Genomic DNA, 15,325 nt, shown 5'->3' with positions numbered 1-15,325 from the left:
CCTCGTTGCGGGCGAAGAAATAGGCCGCCCGGCGCCGGGGCACAAGCGCAGCCGGCCGGGCGCGCGCCGCAGGCGCTGGCCGAGTCGGCGCGCTCTTGCCGGCGCCGTGCGGTCGGGACGTTCAACCTCTCCGGTGCGCGACCGAGGGCGCAACCTTGTTGAGAGGTGTGTCCGCCAGCTCAAACATTTGCGAAGGGTTGTGGCCCGTTTCGAGAAGACCGCCCACAACCTCCTTGCCTCCGACCTCCGCGTATTCTCCCGCCTATGGCTCAGATTTCATGAGTGCGCGTCCTGGTCCTAGTCCTCGTCGTCGTTGTCGGGATCTTTCAGCTCGATTTCTCCGGCGCTCACCAGATCGCGGATCGCGGCGACGACCTGGTTCATCGCCGCCTCGCCCTTCTTGGCGTTCACCGTCAGCCCCGCCGCATCCTCGCGCAGCGAGCCCGACATGCGTTTCGACATGTTCTCGAGCAGATACTCCGCCGCTGCCAGATCGGCCTCGCCGTTTGCGGCGGCGATGGCCGCGGTCAGCACATCCACGGGCACGTCGCGGGTGATCTTGGGCACGTCGAGCTTTTTCAACCGGTCGGGAATGTTGGCGAAGGTGAAGATCGCCTTGCGGACCGCCTCGGCAAAGGCCTTGTCGGTCTCCTCCAGCCCCTCCAGAACCTCGTCGCGCTTGGCGCTGGCGGCGAAATTGAGGATCGCGCCGACCCGTTCGTCTGGCTTTTTCGCAAAGGCCTTTGGCGGTTCCGCATCCAGCTGGGCGGCCAGGCTCAGCCCGATCCGGTCCACCGCATCGGGGCTGACCCCGGCGGTCATGGAAATCGCATAGGAAATGCGCCGCGCCCGGTCGCCGGGCAGCCGGGCCAGCACCTTGGCGGCCTTGGCGGTGTCGATCTTGGACATGGCGACCGCCGCCACCTCGGTCGATTCGCCAAGGATCAGCCGTTCGATCCGCTCTTCCTCGAGCGCGTTGATCCGCTCCCACGGGTCGCCGGTCTGCCGCACGCCCGCCTCCTTGCGCAGCCGCGCGGCGGTGCGATGGCTGATCTTGCCGTCGAGCGCGGACAGCGCGCCCGCCATGTCGCCGGGAAAGGACAACCCCACCGAGTCGAGCTCGTCGGAAAACTCCTGCACCACCGCGTTCAGCGTCTCGCGGTCGACATAGCGCATGCGCCCCAGCTGCTGGGTCAGTTCGGCCTGCAGCGCCTCGGGCAGCGCGGCGAGCGGCACGTCGGCGCCCTCGTTCAGCAGGAACTGCACGATGATCGCCGCCTTGGCGCGCCGTGTCAGCGGCGGCCGGGACTCGCCGGCGAGGGCCATGGGGGGGAGAGAGGACATCTGAAACCGCTCCGTAATCGTCTCCCCAGAGCTATCGCGCCGAGGTTAACGAAGCCTCTCCAGCACCGCGGCCCACTTCAAAACGAAAAAGGCGGCCTCGCGCGGCCGCCTCATCCGGTCCGGTTTTCCGGGCGGGTCAGCCCGACACCACCTTGCAGCTGTTGGTGGCGGCGTCATACATCTGGCCCGCCGCGCAGGTCATGGTGACCTCCTGCTTCGACGGGCATGTGGCCATGGCGAGGGCCGGCGTCACCGCGAGGGCGGCGGCGGTCAGTAGCGTCTTGATCGTCATCATGCGTCCTCCTGTTGGAATATTCCAAAGCTAGCATGGACTGACGTAACGGCAAAAAGATTCCCGCAAAAGGCGAGGATCACAGGGGCGTGAGCGCCGGATTTCGCGCCGCTCCCCTGTTTCTTCTCTTTCTAAAATACGCAACTCCGGCAGCGCCGTTTGCGCCGCCGCCGGAGGGTCGCTCAGGCCTCGCCAAAGACCCGCTTGAAGATCGTGTCGACATGCTTGGTGTGATAGCCCATGTCGAATTTCTCGTTGATGCCATCGACGCCAAGCGCCTTGACCACATCCGGGTCGGCCAGCAGCAGTTCGCGGAAATCGAGCCGCTCTTCCCAGACCTTGAGCGCGTTGCGCTGCACCATGGCATAGGCGTCCTCGCGGCTGACACCGGCCTGGGTCAGCGCCAGCAGCACCCGCTGCGACATCACGAGGCCGGGGAATTTGTTCATGTTGTCCAGCATGTTCTGCGGATAGATGATCATCTTGTCCACGACGCCCGCGAGACGGTTCAGCGCGAAATCGAGGGTGATCGTCGCATCCGGGCCGATGCCGCGCTCGACCGAGCTGTGCGAGATGTCGCGCTCGTGCCAGAGGGCGACGTTCTCCATCGCCGGGATCACCGTCATGCGCACCAGCCGCGCAAGGCCGGTCAGGTTCTCGGTCAGCACCGGGTTCTTCTTGTGCGGCATCGCCGAAGAGCCCTTCTGGCCCATCGAGAAGAACTCCGCACCTTCCAGCACCTCGGTGCGCTGCATGTGGCGGATCTCGATGGCGACGTTTTCGATGCTGCTGGCGATCACCCCCAGCGTGGCAAAGAACATCGCATGACGGTCGCGCGGGATCACCTGGGTGCTGATCGGCTCGGGGCGCAGGCCCAGCTTTTCGCAGACATGCTCCTCGACCGCCGGGTCGATATTGGCAAAGGTGCCGACCGCGCCGGAAATCGCGCCGGTGGCGATCTCCCATTTGGCCTTTTCGAGCCGGTTCTTGTTGCGGTCCATCTCGGCGTAGAAGCGCGCGAAGGTCAGGCCCATGGTGGTGGGCTCGGCGTGGATGCCGTGGCTGCGGCCGACGCGGACGGTGTCCTTGTGCTCGAAGGCGCGTTTCTTCAGCGCGGCGAGGACCTTGTCCATATCGGCGAGCAGGAGGTCGGCGGCGCGCACCAGCTGCACGTTGAGGCAGGTGTCGAGCACGTCCGAGCTGGTCATGCCCTGGTGCACGAAACGGGCTTCTTCAGAGCCCACATGCTCGGCCAGATGGGTGAGGAAGGCGATGACATCGTGTTTGGTGACGGCTTCGATCTCGTCGATGCGGGCGACGTCGAACTCTACATCCCTAGCTTTCCAGACGGCCTCGGCGTTCTCTTTCGGGATGACGCCAAGCGCGGCCTGGGCGTCGCAGGCGTGCGCCTCGATCTCGTACCAGATGCGGAACTTGGTGGCGGGCTCCCAGATCGCGGTCATTTCCGGGCGGGCATAACGGGGGATCATCGGCTATCCTCGGCTTGTGGCGGGTTGTGTGGGCGTCGCGGGCGTCATAGGGCGTGCGGCGCGGGGCGGCAAGGGTTTGAGGGGGCTTCGCCCCTCGCGCGCCGGAGCGCGCTTCCCCCGCGTATTTGGAAAGAGAAGAAGGGCAGAGGGCGTGTGCGGGCTGGAGGCGTTTTTCGGAGAGTGGCGGCTGGAGCGGGAGATCCGTCAGGGCGACGGCGGCGACGGGCGGTTCGAAGGCGTGGCGCGCTGGCTGCCCGAGGGGGAGGGCGCGCTTTATGTGGAGGAGGGCGCGCTGCTGCTGCCGTCCGGGCGTTTTGCGGCGGAGCGGCGCTATCGCTGGGACCGGGATCTGCGGGTCTTTTTCGAGGACGGGCGGTTTTTTCATCAGGTCCCGGCAGAGGGCGGTCCGGCGGGGCATTGGTGCGATCCCGACCAGTATGACGTGGAGTACGGCTTCGGCGACTGGCCGGTCTGGTGGGCGCGCTGGCGGGTGACCGGCCCGCGCAAGGATTACGTCATGCTGTCGCGCTATGCGCGTTTGACGGCGGCAAAGCGGTGAGATTTCCGGGACTTGCCGCTCGGTATACAGCGGCATTCCTGTAACGTGCTGAAACCGCTGGAAAAAATTTCTTTACTTTGAGGCGCGCGACGGTAGGTTGCGGCGACATTCCGCCCGAAGGACGCTCCCGATGCCGCCGATCCAGGACCACCCGCTGCGCTATCAGCTTGCCAATGAGCTGCACGCCCGCCCGTTTCCGGCGCTGCGCGCGCCCTGCCGGGCGGTCTATCTGGCGGTGAAGAAGGCGCAGGACGCGGCCTCGCGCGACCGGGCGCTGGATGTGGCGCATCTTTGCGATCTGCTCGACCGCTACGGCACCCAGCATCCGCAGCCCGGCGCCACGCATTTCTCGGCGCCCATCGGCCAGCATGTGCTGAAATGGGAGCAGCATACCGAATTCGTCACCTACACGGTGTTTCTGAACGGGCTGGGCGAGCGGCCTTTCGATCCGGCGGATTTCGAGGTCTTCCCCGAGGACTGGCTGGAGACGGCGCCCGGCGTGCGGGTGACCTCGGCGATGATCCGGATCTGCGAGCGGCCCGAGGATGAGGACGAGGTCAACGCGCTGGCCAACCGCTGGCTGGTGGCCGACAGCATGGCGGTGAGTCGGGTGCTGGACGACGCGATGATCGTGGCGGGGGATTTCCGCATCGACCAGGGCGGCCATCTGCGCTTTGCGGTCTTTCCCGAACGCGGGCTCGGCGAGCGGCGGGTGGGCCGCGTGGTGCAGCGGCTCTGCGAGATCGAGACCTACAAGGCTCTGTCGATGCTGGGCTTTACCCGCATCCGCGGGGTCTCGCCCCGGATGACCGAGATCGACGAGGAACTGACCCGGCTGATGACCGTGATGACCCATGGCGACGCGCCGGAGGAGGAGACCTTGCAGGCGCTCTTGCGGGTCTCCTCGGAGCTGGAGACGCTGGCGGCGCAGACCGCCTTCCGGCTGTCGGCCACCGGGGCCTATGAGGCGCTGGTCACGCAGCGCATCGCGGTGCTGCGGGAAGAGCGGTTCCAGGGTCGGCAGACCTTTCGCGAATTCATGGCGCGGCGGTTCGAGCCCGCCATGCGCACGGTGAAAAGCGCCGAGAAGCGGCTGGAGGCGATGTCGGCGCGGGCGATGCGGGCGGGGGATCTGCTGCGCACGCGGGTGGAGGTGAAGCGCTCGGCGCAGAACCAGGAGCTTCTGGAGAGCATGGACCGGCGTGCGGATCTGCAACTGCGGCTGCAACACACGGTCGAGGGGCTCTCGGTGGTGGCGATCAGCTATTACGCGGTGTCGCTGGTGGGCTATCTGCTCTATCCGGTCGCCTCGGCGGTGGGGATCAGCAAGGGCATGCTGACCGCGCTGGCGGTATTGCCGGTGATGGCGGCGGTCTGGCTGGGGATCCGGCGGATCCGACATTCGGTCGAGAAGGCCGGGCCGGGGCACTGACGGCGCGCGGGCGCGCTCAGTAGCGATAGCCCAGATCCGCCTCCTGCCCGAGATCGAGCTGGCAGCGCAGAAAGGTGAGGTCGTCTTCGCTGAGTTGCACGGGGGAGGCCGGGCGGGGTTCAACCGCTGGCAGGAACCTGGACCCCAGACGTTTGACCACCGGGCGATAGCCCTGTGGCGCGGGGGGCAGGGAAAGCTGCGTTTCGAGCGCCGAGAGAAAGCTCTGCGGGGCGCCCTGAACCGCCTCGAGACGGCAGAAGATCACCGAACAGCCCCGGTTGAAGAAGCTCAGCAGACCTTGCAGCTTGGCGCGGCGCAGCGCGAAGAGATTGGCATAGGGCAGGCCGGTCAGCGGATCGCGGTCGAGTTGCAGCGCCTCTCCCACGCCGCCAAGCGCCTTGACCTGCGGGAAATAGCGCGCGCGGTCGGCGATGGTTGCCCATTCCGCACGGAGGAAGTCGGAAAAACCGAGCCGCTGCATCTCGGGCGGGCAATGCCAGGGTTTGGCATGCATCGAGCGGGCCCAGTCTCCGGCATGGCGCAGCACGCAGACGATGGCCAGATCCGCCGGGATCGCGGTCATGTGGGGCAGCGCGTGCTTCCAGCCCAGATCCTCGGTCGGGGCCAGCGGGGTGTTGCGCCCGATCAGGCGCTTGATGAAATTCGTGCCCGAGGAGCGCTCGCCGAAGACCTGAAACCGGGTGATCGGATGGCCGGTGAGGGCGAATTGCCAGCCGGTTTCGGGGAAATTCTCTGCAATCATGCGCGCCTGCCTCACGTGTTTTGCACGCAACGATAGCCGCCGCCCGCGCGATTGGCGATTCTCTTTCGCCGGGCGCGCGGGTAAGCTCGGGCGCAAGACCCATGTCAGAAGAAGGGCTGGAGCAGATGCAATCGGTGGCCGCCGCGGTAACCATGGTGCGCGACGACGCGTTTTTCCTGAAGGCCTGGGTGCGCTATTACGGCGATCTGCTGGGCCGCGAGAACTGCTATGTGGTGAACCACGGGCGCGGGGCCGAGGTGGCCGAGCTCGCCGAAGGCTGCAATATCGTCGGCATTCCCGGCGATCCGCACCCGAATTTCGACATGAAGCGCTGGCGGCTGCTGAACGGGCTCGTGGCCGGGCTGCGCAGCTATTACAGCCATGTGATCGTGGGGGATGTGGACGAGCTGGTGGTGCTCGACCCCGCCGAGGGGCGGTCGCTGCGCGACTGGCTGGCCGATCAGCCGATCCGCCGGGTGCTGACGCCGCTGGGGCTGGAGGTGATCCATCGCATCGACCTCGAACCCGAGCCGGTGGCGGCGCAGATCCTCGGGCCGCGCCGTCACGTTCGGCTGGCGCCGCATTACTCCAAACCCTGCGTGCTGTCGCTGGGGACCAAGATCGCGCGGGGCGGGCATTTCACCCAGGCCTCCAAGCTTTTCACGCCGGAACCGCTCTATCTGTTTCATCTGAAGTTCTGCGATTTCGAGAATTACGTGGCGGTGATGGACCGGCGCAACGCGGTCACCGAGGCGGTGGGCGCCGGGGTGAAGGAGGCGGCCATCGGGCGGCACTGGTTCGCCGAGGCGCGGGGAGAGGACCGCGCGGTGTTCGAGGGGTTCGCGGCGCTCAGGCAGGAAGACGGGTTCGCGCTGGACTGGGTGCGCAAGCGCATGCAGCGAAGCTGGAAACCGCGCGGCGAGACCGGGTTCTGGCAGTTCGACCGGCCGGAGTACGATCTGCAATACGCGCTGCCGGAACGGTTTTTCGGGCTGTTCTGAGGCTCCGTTGCGCTTGCGAAAAGCGCGGGCCTTTCAAACGTCGCAGAACGATGTGTGCGACTGTTCCCCGGCCAGAGGCGCGGGGATGGACCGGGCTGCCAGAGAGCGGCATGCCCCAGAGATCGGGACCTACCCGTCCCCCGCATGTTTCAGATGAAACGCCCGCAGCGCCTCTGCCGTCTCGCGGGGCGACTGGTCGGGGAAGAAATGCCCGCCGGGGATCGCCTGCGCCTCCATCCGCGCCAGCCGGTCGGCCCAGGTGGCGGGCACATCCATCAGCCGGGCCATGGCCCCTTCGGCGCCGTAGAGCACCTGGGCGGGGCATTCGACGCGGCGCCCAAGATCGGCGGCATCGTGGTGGAAATCCACGTCGATGGCGGCACGATAATCGTTGCAGCCCGCACGGATCGCGCCGGGCTGCGCCCAGGCGCGGCGGTATTCCGCCAGCAGCTCGGGGTCGAAATCCGACAGCGCCGCCTTGCCGAAGCCCAGCAGGCAGCGTTCGAAATAGGTTTGCGGATCGTGGCCGATCAGCGTTTCGGGGAAGGGGGCGGGCTGAGCCAGAAAGAACCAGTGGTAATAGGCGCGGGCCACCTCCTGCGTGCAGTGGCTGAGCAGGTGATGCGTGGGCACGATGTCGAGCAGCGAGACCGCGACGGGCCGGTCCGGGGCATCCAGCGCCAGCCGGTGGCTCACCCGCGCACCCCGGTCGTGACCGGCCAGGTGGAAGCGGCCGAAGCCCAGATGATCCATCAGCGCCAGCATATCCTCGGCCATGGCGCGAAAGCTCATCGCCTCGACGCTGTCGGGCATGGAGCTGTCGCCGTAACCGCGCAGATCCGGTGCAATCACCGTGAAGGCATCGGTCAGCAGCGGAAAGACCGGACGCCAGAGCGCGCGGCATTGCGGATAGCCATGCAACAGCAGCAGCGGCGGGCCGTTTCCGGCGATGTCATAGGCGATGGTCTGGCCGTTGACGGCGGCTTGCTGCGCAGAGGACTGGGTCATGGCGGGTACAGAAGCGCAGCCCGCCCGGAGCGTCAAGCGCGGGGGCTCAGTAGTTGCCCTGCGAAGAGACGAAGGCGACCGATGCGAAATCGACCGGTACGGCGTTCTTGACGCCGCTCGAGGCGGCCAGGATCACCGCGCGGGAATTGTCGTCGAGCATGCCGAACCCGGTCTCGAAGACGCCGGGCGGGGTATAGACCAGCAGCGCGGCGGCGGTGGCGCCCATCAGCAGCCCGCCGGAATTGCGCTTGGCGGGACCGCTGCGGCGCAGGCAGTAGCGGAAGAGATGCAGCAGCATCATCACGGCCGAGACCGACAGCAGCGCCGCCAGCCCGTGGAAGATATAGCCGTGATATTCCGCCGGCAGGCTGCCTTGCAGCAGGCTCTGTTCGACATAGGCGCGGTTGCGGGCGACGGAGATCACCAGATAGGCCCAGGCAAAGCCCATCGACAGGAACAGGAAGGGGCGCGCGGTGCCGGATTGATGGATTTTACGGGGACCGTGACGGAAATACTGAGGATCGACACGCTTCACACGTGCCTGGAAGTCTTCGCGAGTCATTTTGCGAAAGGCGTACTTCCTCATCTTCCTTGTCCTGACCGCTCCGCTTGTCTGCTTCGGCGAGAGGGTTTCCCGTATCCGATGATTAAGGGCTAGGCCGAGATTGTGGCAAATTCATGTGTCGAATACGTCTGACAAACGGTTTGATATTGTCACTTTTACCGAACTGGGCCGTGGCGCCCCAAATTGGTCAAATTGATCGGGAAATTCCCTAAAATAAGCGCAAAACATGGCGTTACGACGGGGATTTGATCTGTCGCACAAAGAAAAAAAGCACCGGAGACCGGTGCTTTCTGCATCGTTTTTGGGCAAGCGCCTCAGGCGCTCATCGCCGCCAGGATCCGGGCCCAGCTCCGGATGCCCTTGTGAAAGCTCTCGAGGTCGTATTTCTCGTTCGGCGAGTGGATCTGGTCGTCGTCCTTGCCCCAGCCCACCAGCATCGCATCCATGCCCAGGATGGTCTTGAAATAGCCCGCGATCGGGATCGAGCCGCCGCAGCCGGCATAGGCCGCCGGATCGGGCCATTCGTCGGAGAGCGCCATGCGCGCGGCTTCGAAGGCGGGATGCTCGGTCGACATCTGCGAGGCGGGCGAGCAGCTATGATCGGTCCAGGCGATCTTGCAGTCGGCGGGGAGCTGCGCCTCGACCCAGGCGCGGAAATTCTTGCGGATCGCCTGCGGATCCTGCGTGCCCACCAGGCGGAAGCTCACCTTGGCATGCGCCTTGGAGGGCAGCACCGTCTTGAACCCGTCGCCGGTATAGCCGCCCCAGATGCCGTTGATCTCGGCGGTGGGACGTGCCCAGATCATCTCGAGCGGCGTGACGCTGTCCTCGCCCGCGGGGATCGACAGGCCCACATCCTGGAGGAAGGCGTCGTAATCGAAGCCCAGCCCTTCCCATTGTGCCTTCAGCTCCTCGGTCAGCACCGGCACGCCGTCATAGAACTCGGGCACCTGGATCACGCCGTGATCGTCGAACAGCCCGCCCAGGATCCGGGTCAGCACGCGGGCGGGGTTCATGGCGACGCCGCCATACATGCCCGAATGCAGATCCTTGTCGGGGCCGGTGATCGTTATCTCCTCGCCCAGCAGCCCGCGCAGCATGGTCATGATCGCGGGCGCCTTGGACTGGAAGAGGCCGGTGTCGCAGATCAGCGCGAGATCGGCTTTCAGCTCCTCGGCGTTCTCCTTCATGAAGGGCACCAGCGAGGGCGAGCCGGATTCCTCCTCGCCTTCGAGGAAGAAGGTGATCTTGCAGGGCAGGGTGCCGTATTCCGCCTTCCACGCCCGGCAGGCCTCGATAAAGGTCATGAGCTGGCCCTTATCGTCCGAAGAGCCGCGCCCGCGGATGACCTTGCCCTTGGCGGTCTCCTCGATGGCGGGATCGAACGGATCGCGGTCCCAGAGCTCCAGCGGATCGACCGGTTGCACGTCGTAATGGCCGTAGAACAGGATATGCGGGCCGGGGCCGTCCACATGGCCCACCACCATCGGATGGCCGGGGGTGGGGCGTTTCTCGACCGTTACACCCAGCGATTGCAGATCGGTCACCAGCCAATCCGCCGCGCGGTCGCACTCGGCCTTGAAGGCCGGATCGGTGGAGATCGAAGGGATTCGCAAAAGCTCGATCAGCCGGTCGGTCGCGGCGGGCAGGTCGGTGTCGATACGGGCAAGAACGGCGTCGAGGGACATGGAGGGGCTCCTGTTCGGGATCATTTCGGCGCGAGCCTAGCAGCGCCGCCCCGACTGTCCAGAGCGCCCGGGCGTCACACCGCCACCACCGCCAGCCCCGCCAGCACCATCAGCGCGCCGAGCGTCTGCCGCAGGCTGAGCCCCTCGCCGATCCAGGAGGCGTAAAGCATCACCAGCAGCGTTTCCGCGGCGATGATCGCGATATAGACGACCGAAAGATCGGCCCGCCGCATGAGCAGGATCTTGGCCACAAAGGCGGCAAGAAAGCCAAGCCCGGCCAAGAGGATACCGGGGTTTGTATGCCCTTGAGAGACGAGCTTCATGCCGACGGTGGCAAGCGCGTAGCCGATGGCGGTGCCAAGGATCAGCAAGGGCGAAGGGGGCAGGATGGAAAGCGCAGAGGGCATGGAAAAGCCTGAAATAATGACTGGACCGCAAGACGGAAAAGCGCCGCGCGGCGAAAGGAATGAGACCTGGTGAAGATGCGCCTATCGGCGCCGGCTGACGAGTATGGGAAACCTGACTTGGCCGACCCGCGCCGAAAGTCTTGATGCAAATCAAGGCCGCGACTCTTAGTCTCTTTCTAAACCGTGGACAGAAAGATGTGTGAGCGTTATCCATTCACGAACCTGAATGCGGATGTATACAGCCGCAGAGACGCCACGCAGCCCGGAAAACGACGTGGCCCGAAGATGAAGGAGGAGACCACGGTGGACTACACCGCGAAGCTCGACGAAGCCCTGAACCGCCTGCATGAAGAGGGGCGTTACCGCACCTTCATCGACATCGAACGCAAGAACGGCCAGTTCCCCCACGCCACCTGGCGCAAGCCCGATGGCAGCGAACAGCCGATCACCGTATGGTGCGGCAACGATTATCTGGGCATGGGCCAGCACCCGGTGGTTCTGGCCGCCATGCACGAGGCCATCGACGCCACCGGCGCCGGCTCGGGCGGCACGCGCAACATCTCGGGCACCACGGTCTATCACAAGCGGCTCGAGGCCGAGCTCGCCGATCTGCACGGCAAGGAATCGGCGCTGGTCTTTTCCTCGGCCTATATCGCCAACGACGCGACGCTCTCGACCCTGCCGAAGCTGTTTCCGGGGCTCATCATCTATTCCGACGAGCTGAACCACGCCTCGATGATCGAGGGGATCAAGCGCAACGGCGGCGCCAAGCGCATCTTCCGCCACAACGATCTGGCGCATCTGCGCGAGCTGCTCGAGGCCGACGATCCCAAGGCGCCCAAGCTCATCGCCTTTGAATCGGTCTATTCGATGGACGGCGATTTCGGCCCGATCAAGGAAATCTGCGACCTGGCCGACGAGTTCAACGCGCTGACCTATCTCGACGAGGTGCACGCGGTGGGCATGTATGGGCCCCGCGGCGGCGGCGTGGCCGAGCGCGACCGGCTGAGCCATCGCATCGACATCATCAACGGCACGCTGGGCAAGGCGTTCGGCGTCTTCGGCGGCTATATCGCGGCCTCGTTCAAGATGTGCGACGCGATCCGCTCCTATGCGCCGGGTTTCATCTTCACCACCTCGATCCCGCCGGCGGTGGCGGCGGGGGCGGCGGCCTCGATCGCGCATCTGAAGACCGACCAGGCGCTGCGCGACAAGCATCAGACCCAGGCCAATATCCTCAAGACCCGGCTCAAGGGCATGGGGCTGCCGATCATCGACCACGGCTCGCATATCGTGCCGCTGATCGTGGGCGATCCGGTGCATACCAAGCAGCTCTCCGACATGCTGCTCGACGGTTACGGCATCTATGTCCAGCCGATCAACTTCCCGACCGTGCCGCGCGGCACCGAGCGTCTGCGCTTTACGCCTTCGCCGGTGCACGGGCCCAACGAGATGGACAAGCTGATCCGCGCCATCGACGAGCTGTGGTCGCATTGCGCGCTCAACCGTCAGGAACTGAGCGCCTGATCACGGCCCGCGCCGGGGCGCGTGTCCTGCCCGTTTCGAAACCTCCCGCGAAAGACCGCGGGAGGTTTTTTCTATCCGGTCTCCAACAGGGCCGGGGCGGCGGCGGCCCGGGAAGGGCGAAAGAGGGAAGGGGATTCGCGTGACATATGAACGGGTTCGGGAAAGACGCTCTGAAACGGGCGCGGCCTGCACGATCCAGGGCAAGACGGGGGCGGCTGCGCAGAACCACGCTCATGCCCCTTGGAAACCCTGTAAAACGGGTTGTGATGTGCTAACGTTGTATCAATAAAACACGCAGCGCGAATCGCGAAAGCGTGAAGTGGGCAGGCAGACTGGGACATCGGTAACTGGGTTGAGCGCATGATCGGGCGGAAATCCACACGCAAGCCGGAAGAGGTGGCTGAAGACGGGCCGCGCGGCTTTGACGATTTCGCGCTGCGTCTTGGCGACGTGATGCGCGGCGAACGTGCGACCATGGGGAAATCCCTGCTCGACGTGCAGCGCGAATTGCGCATCAAGGCGAGCTATATTGCCGCCATCGAGAATTGCGATCCTTCCGCATTCGATACGCCGGGCTTCATCGCCGGCTATGTCCGCTCTTACGCTCGGTATCTGGGGATGGATCCGGACGAGTGTTTCCAGCAGTTCTGCGCCGAAAGCGGGTTCTCCGTGGCGCATGGCATGTCGGAAAAGGCCTCGACCATCCGCAAGCCGCATCCGGGCGACCTGCCGCGCCCCGCGGCGCGCGACCCGTTCGAACAGCCGCGCCTGCCGTTCGCTCCGTCCGGAGACTCGGTGCTGTCGCGGATCGAACCCGGCGCCATCGGCTCGGTCCTGGTGCTGATCGCTTTGATCGGCGGGATCGGTTATGGCGGCTGGACGGTTCTGCGCGAGGTGCAGCGCGTGCAGCTCGCCCCGGTGGATCAGACCCCGGTGGTGCTGAGCGAGCTGGATCCGCTGGACGGCGCAGCATTGCCCGTCGAGGACGAGACCGGCGCCGAGGATGTGGCTCAGGCCGAGGGGGTGGGGGCGTTCTCGCCGCCCGGCTCCGAGGCGATGGACCGTCTCTATCGTCCGCAGGCGCTGGATGTGCCGGTGCTGATTGCGCGGGATGCGCCGATCTCTTCGCTGGACCCGGCAACCGTGGGCGCCTTTGCCCAGCGGGGCGTGACCGCGCCCTCGCCGGTCATGGCGCCGGACGGGTCCGAGCGCCGGCTGGCACAGATGCCCTCGCCGCAGCGGCCCGGGGCCTCTGCGGCGCTGCCGGGGGCGGTGACGCTGGTTGCGGTGCGCCCGGCCTGGGTGCGGGTGCGCGGCACCGAGGGCGATGTGATCTTTGAACGCGTGATGGCGGCGGGCGAAACCTGGACCGTGCCGCGCGACGAGGCCGAGGCCAAGCTCAACGTGGGCGAATCCGGCGCCGTCTATTTCGCGATGAACGGCCGGACCTATGGCCCGGTGGGCCCGAACGGTGCGGTGACCAGCGATCTGCCGCTGGTGCCCGAACTGCTGAACGCCGCCTATACGCCCGCAGATCCGCAGCGCGATGGCGATTTGCAGCGCGTGCTGGCCGATATGACCCAATTCGCGGCGGTGCCGGCATCGCCCTCGATGCCCAAGGTTCTCGAAGACGGCGCGCCCGGGGTGATGATGATCGCCGTGCGCCCGGCCTGGGTGCGGGTGCGCGCCGCCGACGGATCGGTGATCTACGAATCGATCATGAACGCCGGCGACACGTTCAAGCTGCCCGCCACCGAGGATCCCGCCACGCTGCGCGTCGGCGAATCCGGGGCGATCTATTTCGCGGTGAACGGCCAGACCTACGGTCCTGCCGGTCCGCGCGGATCGGTCACCGCCAATCTGGCGCTCTCGGTCGATCACCTGACGCAGACCTATCAGGTTGCGGATACCGCGCGCGATGCGGATCTGGAGCGGGTGGTGGCCGAGCTGAACGGCGGGCTGCCGGTCGCCGACTGACCCGCCGCCCGCGCGGCGGGCGGCCGGAGCGTCACATCTTGCACAGCAGATGTCACATGGCGGTGACTGGTCTTGGCGCCGCCGGGGCGGTAAAGTCGTTTCCGAAACGTATCAGCGCCTCAGCAGGAGCTTTGCGGCATGAGCCATAACCCCATCCGTCCCTGGCGCAGCATTGCGCGGCGCAAGTCGCGCCAGATCATGGTGGGCAACGTCCCCGTCGGGGGCGACGCCCCGATCAGCGTGCAGACGATGACCAATACGATCACCTCCGACGTGGCGGCGACGGTGGCGCAGGTGCAGCGCGCCGCCGAGGCCGGCGCCGACATCGTGCGGGTCTCTGTCCCGGACGAGGCCAGCTCGAAGGCGCTGAAGGAGATCGTGCGCGAAAGTCCGGTGCCGATCGTCGCGGACATCCATTTCCACTACAAGCGCGGCATCGAAAGCGCCGAGGCGGGCGCCGCCTGCCTGCGCATCAACCCCGGCAATATCGGCAGCCCCGAGCGTGTGCGCGAGGTCATCGCGGCCGCCCGCGATCACGGCTGTTCCATGCGGATCGGGGTGAACGGCGGCAGCCTGGAAAAGCACCTGCTCGACAAATACGGCGAGCCGTGCCCCGAGGCGATGGTGGAGAGCGCGCTCGACCATATCCGTATCCTCGAAGACAACGATTTCCACGAGTTCAAGATCTCGGTGAAGGCGTCGGACGTCTTCCTTTCGGCCGCCGCCTATCAGGGGCTGGCCGAGGTCACCGACAAGCCCATCCATCTCGGCATCACCGAGGCGGGCGGGCTGATGTCGGGCACGATCAAATCGGCCATCGGGCTGGGCAACCTGCTCTGGATGGGCATCGGCGATACGCTGCGCGTTTCGCTTTCGGCCGATCCGGTGGAAGAGGTCAAGGTCGGCTACGAGATCCTGAAAAGCCTCGGGCTGCGCCATCGCGGCGTGAACATCATCTCCTGCCCCTCCTGTGCGCGGCAGGGGTTCGACGTGATCAAGACCGTCGAGGCGCTGGAAAAGCGGCTGGAACATATCAAGACACCCATGAGCCTCTCGATCATCGGCTGCGTGGTGAACGGCCCGGGCGAGGCGCTGATGACCGATGTCGGCTTTACCGGCGGCGGCGCCGGCAGCGGCATGGTCTATCTGGCGGGCAAGGCGAGCCACAAGATGTCGAACGATCAGATGATCGACCACATCGTCGAGGAGGTCGAGAAGAAGGCCTCGGAGATCGAGGCACAGGCCGCCAGGGCCCAGGCGGCGGAATAAGCC

Annotated in this window: 14 protein-coding genes; 6 read left to right on the top strand and 8 right to left on the bottom strand. The window is 65.9% G+C overall.

What is annotated here, in order from left to right; genetic code table 11:
* Positions 1-297: 297 nt before the first annotated feature.
* From M4578_RS00680 to purB, 3 genes are all read right to left on the bottom strand, one after another.
* Positions 298-1,344, bottom strand: a complete 1,047-nt coding sequence (locus M4578_RS00680) for a flagellar motor switch protein FliG (RefSeq protein ID WP_258091509.1) — start codon at positions 1,342-1,344, stop codon at positions 298-300.
* A 136-nt stretch (positions 1,345-1,480) separates the two neighbouring features.
* Positions 1,481-1,639: a carbohydrate-binding module family 14 protein gene (locus M4578_RS00675; protein ID WP_258091508.1), complete on the bottom strand. Its 159-nt coding sequence runs from the start codon at positions 1,637-1,639 to the stop codon at positions 1,481-1,483.
* 179 nt (positions 1,640-1,818) lie between these two features.
* A complete protein-coding gene (gene purB / locus M4578_RS00670) occupies positions 1,819-3,126 on the bottom strand; it encodes an adenylosuccinate lyase (protein WP_258091507.1) in 1,308 nt (435 codons plus the stop codon).
* 151 nt (positions 3,127-3,277) lie between these two features.
* Between purB and M4578_RS00665 the strand changes: the two genes are divergently transcribed.
* Complete coding sequence (locus M4578_RS00665) at positions 3,278-3,685, top strand: DUF6314 family protein (RefSeq protein WP_258091506.1); 408 nt, start codon at positions 3,278-3,280, stop codon at positions 3,683-3,685.
* 130 nt (positions 3,686-3,815) lie between these two features.
* A complete protein-coding gene (locus M4578_RS00660) occupies positions 3,816-5,117 on the top strand; it encodes a DUF3422 family protein (protein WP_258091505.1) in 1,302 nt (433 codons plus the stop codon).
* A gap of 16 nt (positions 5,118-5,133) precedes the next feature.
* Here the strand turns inward: M4578_RS00660 and M4578_RS00655 are convergent, their stop codons facing one another.
* Positions 5,134-5,880 carry a hypothetical protein gene (locus tag M4578_RS00655; protein WP_258091504.1) on the bottom strand — a complete coding sequence of 249 codons (747 nt, stop codon included), beginning with the start codon at positions 5,878-5,880 and terminating at the stop codon, positions 5,134-5,136.
* A 101-nt stretch (positions 5,881-5,981) separates the two neighbouring features.
* Between M4578_RS00655 and M4578_RS00650 the strand changes: the two genes are divergently transcribed.
* Positions 5,982-6,881, top strand: coding sequence for a glycosyltransferase family 2 protein (locus M4578_RS00650; RefSeq protein WP_338054466.1), 900 nt, complete (start codon positions 5,982-5,984; stop codon positions 6,879-6,881).
* Positions 6,882-7,010: 129 nt separating this feature from the next.
* Here the strand turns inward: M4578_RS00650 and M4578_RS00645 are convergent, their stop codons facing one another.
* The 4 genes from M4578_RS00645 to M4578_RS00630 all read right to left on the bottom strand — a co-directional run bounded on the left by M4578_RS00645 (position 7,011) and on the right by M4578_RS00630 (position 10,549).
* Complete coding sequence (locus tag M4578_RS00645; RefSeq protein WP_258091503.1) at positions 7,011-7,889, bottom strand: alpha/beta fold hydrolase; 879 nt, start codon at positions 7,887-7,889, stop codon at positions 7,011-7,013.
* A gap of 46 nt (positions 7,890-7,935) precedes the next feature.
* The gene (locus M4578_RS00640) at positions 7,936-8,475 is read right to left on the bottom strand and encodes a hypothetical protein (RefSeq protein ID WP_258091502.1); all 540 of its coding nucleotides are present in this window, start codon (positions 8,473-8,475) and stop codon (positions 7,936-7,938) included.
* 293 nt (positions 8,476-8,768) lie between these two features.
* The gene (locus M4578_RS00635) at positions 8,769-10,142 is read right to left on the bottom strand and encodes a M20/M25/M40 family metallo-hydrolase (protein ID WP_258091501.1); all 1,374 of its coding nucleotides are present in this window, start codon (positions 10,140-10,142) and stop codon (positions 8,769-8,771) included.
* A gap of 74 nt (positions 10,143-10,216) precedes the next feature.
* Positions 10,217-10,549 carry a 5-aminolevulinate synthase gene (locus tag M4578_RS00630; RefSeq protein WP_258091500.1) on the bottom strand — a complete coding sequence of 111 codons (333 nt, stop codon included), beginning with the start codon at positions 10,547-10,549 and terminating at the stop codon, positions 10,217-10,219.
* A 303-nt stretch (positions 10,550-10,852) separates the two neighbouring features.
* On the opposite strand from M4578_RS00630, the gene hemA reads away from it, so the two are divergent.
* The 3 genes from hemA (at position 10,853) to ispG (ending at position 15,322) form a co-directional block, all read left to right on the top strand.
* Positions 10,853-12,076 carry a 5-aminolevulinate synthase gene (gene hemA, locus M4578_RS00625; protein WP_258091499.1) on the top strand — a complete coding sequence of 408 codons (1,224 nt, stop codon included), beginning with the start codon at positions 10,853-10,855 and terminating at the stop codon, positions 12,074-12,076.
* A gap of 360 nt (positions 12,077-12,436) precedes the next feature.
* Entirely contained in the window at positions 12,437-14,053 is a 1,617-nt protein-coding gene (locus tag M4578_RS00620; RefSeq protein ID WP_258091498.1) for a helix-turn-helix domain-containing protein, read from the top strand.
* Positions 14,054-14,191: 138 nt separating this feature from the next.
* On the top strand, positions 14,192-15,322 hold the full coding sequence (ispG, locus tag M4578_RS00615; protein WP_258091497.1) for a flavodoxin-dependent (E)-4-hydroxy-3-methylbut-2-enyl-diphosphate synthase: 1,131 nt from the start codon (positions 14,192-14,194) through the stop codon (positions 15,320-15,322).
* The last annotated feature ends 3 nt before the right edge of the window (positions 15,323-15,325 follow it).

Source organism: Salipiger pentaromativorans (genome assembly GCF_024721115.1).
GTDB classification, from domain to species: domain Bacteria; phylum Pseudomonadota; class Alphaproteobacteria; order Rhodobacterales; family Rhodobacteraceae; genus Salipiger; species Salipiger pentaromativorans.
The sequence above is the reverse complement of the archived record's forward strand: the minus strand, read 5'-3'. Positions and strand labels throughout refer to the sequence as shown.

Bases quoted from the DNA above. Each gene is read 5' to 3' on its own strand.
- M4578_RS00680 (WP_258091509.1), bottom strand. From the start codon at position 1,344: ATGTCCTCTCTCCCCCCCATGGCCCTCGCCGGCGAGTCCCGGCCGCCG.
- M4578_RS00675 (WP_258091508.1), bottom strand. From the start codon at position 1,639: ATGATGACGATCAAGACGCTACTGACCGCCGCCGCCCTCGCGGTGACG.
- purB (WP_258091507.1), bottom strand. From the start codon at position 3,126: ATGATCCCCCGTTATGCCCGCCCGGAAATGACCGCGATCTGGGAGCCC.
- M4578_RS00660 (WP_258091505.1), top strand. From the start codon at position 3,816: ATGCCGCCGATCCAGGACCACCCGCTGCGCTATCAGCTTGCCAATGAG.
- M4578_RS00655 (WP_258091504.1), bottom strand. From the start codon at position 5,880: ATGATTGCAGAGAATTTCCCCGAAACCGGCTGGCAATTCGCCCTCACC.
- M4578_RS00650 (WP_338054466.1), top strand. From the start codon at position 5,982: ATGTCAGAAGAAGGGCTGGAGCAGATGCAATCGGTGGCCGCCGCGGTA.
- M4578_RS00645 (WP_258091503.1), bottom strand. From the start codon at position 7,889: ATGACCCAGTCCTCTGCGCAGCAAGCCGCCGTCAACGGCCAGACCATC.
- M4578_RS00640 (WP_258091502.1), bottom strand. From the start codon at position 8,475: ATGAGGAAGTACGCCTTTCGCAAAATGACTCGCGAAGACTTCCAGGCA.
- M4578_RS00635 (WP_258091501.1), bottom strand. From the start codon at position 10,142: ATGTCCCTCGACGCCGTTCTTGCCCGTATCGACACCGACCTGCCCGCC.
- M4578_RS00630 (WP_258091500.1), bottom strand. From the start codon at position 10,549: ATGCCCTCTGCGCTTTCCATCCTGCCCCCTTCGCCCTTGCTGATCCTT.
- M4578_RS00620 (WP_258091498.1), top strand. From the start codon at position 12,437: ATGATCGGGCGGAAATCCACACGCAAGCCGGAAGAGGTGGCTGAAGAC.
- ispG (WP_258091497.1), top strand. From the start codon at position 14,192: ATGAGCCATAACCCCATCCGTCCCTGGCGCAGCATTGCGCGGCGCAAG.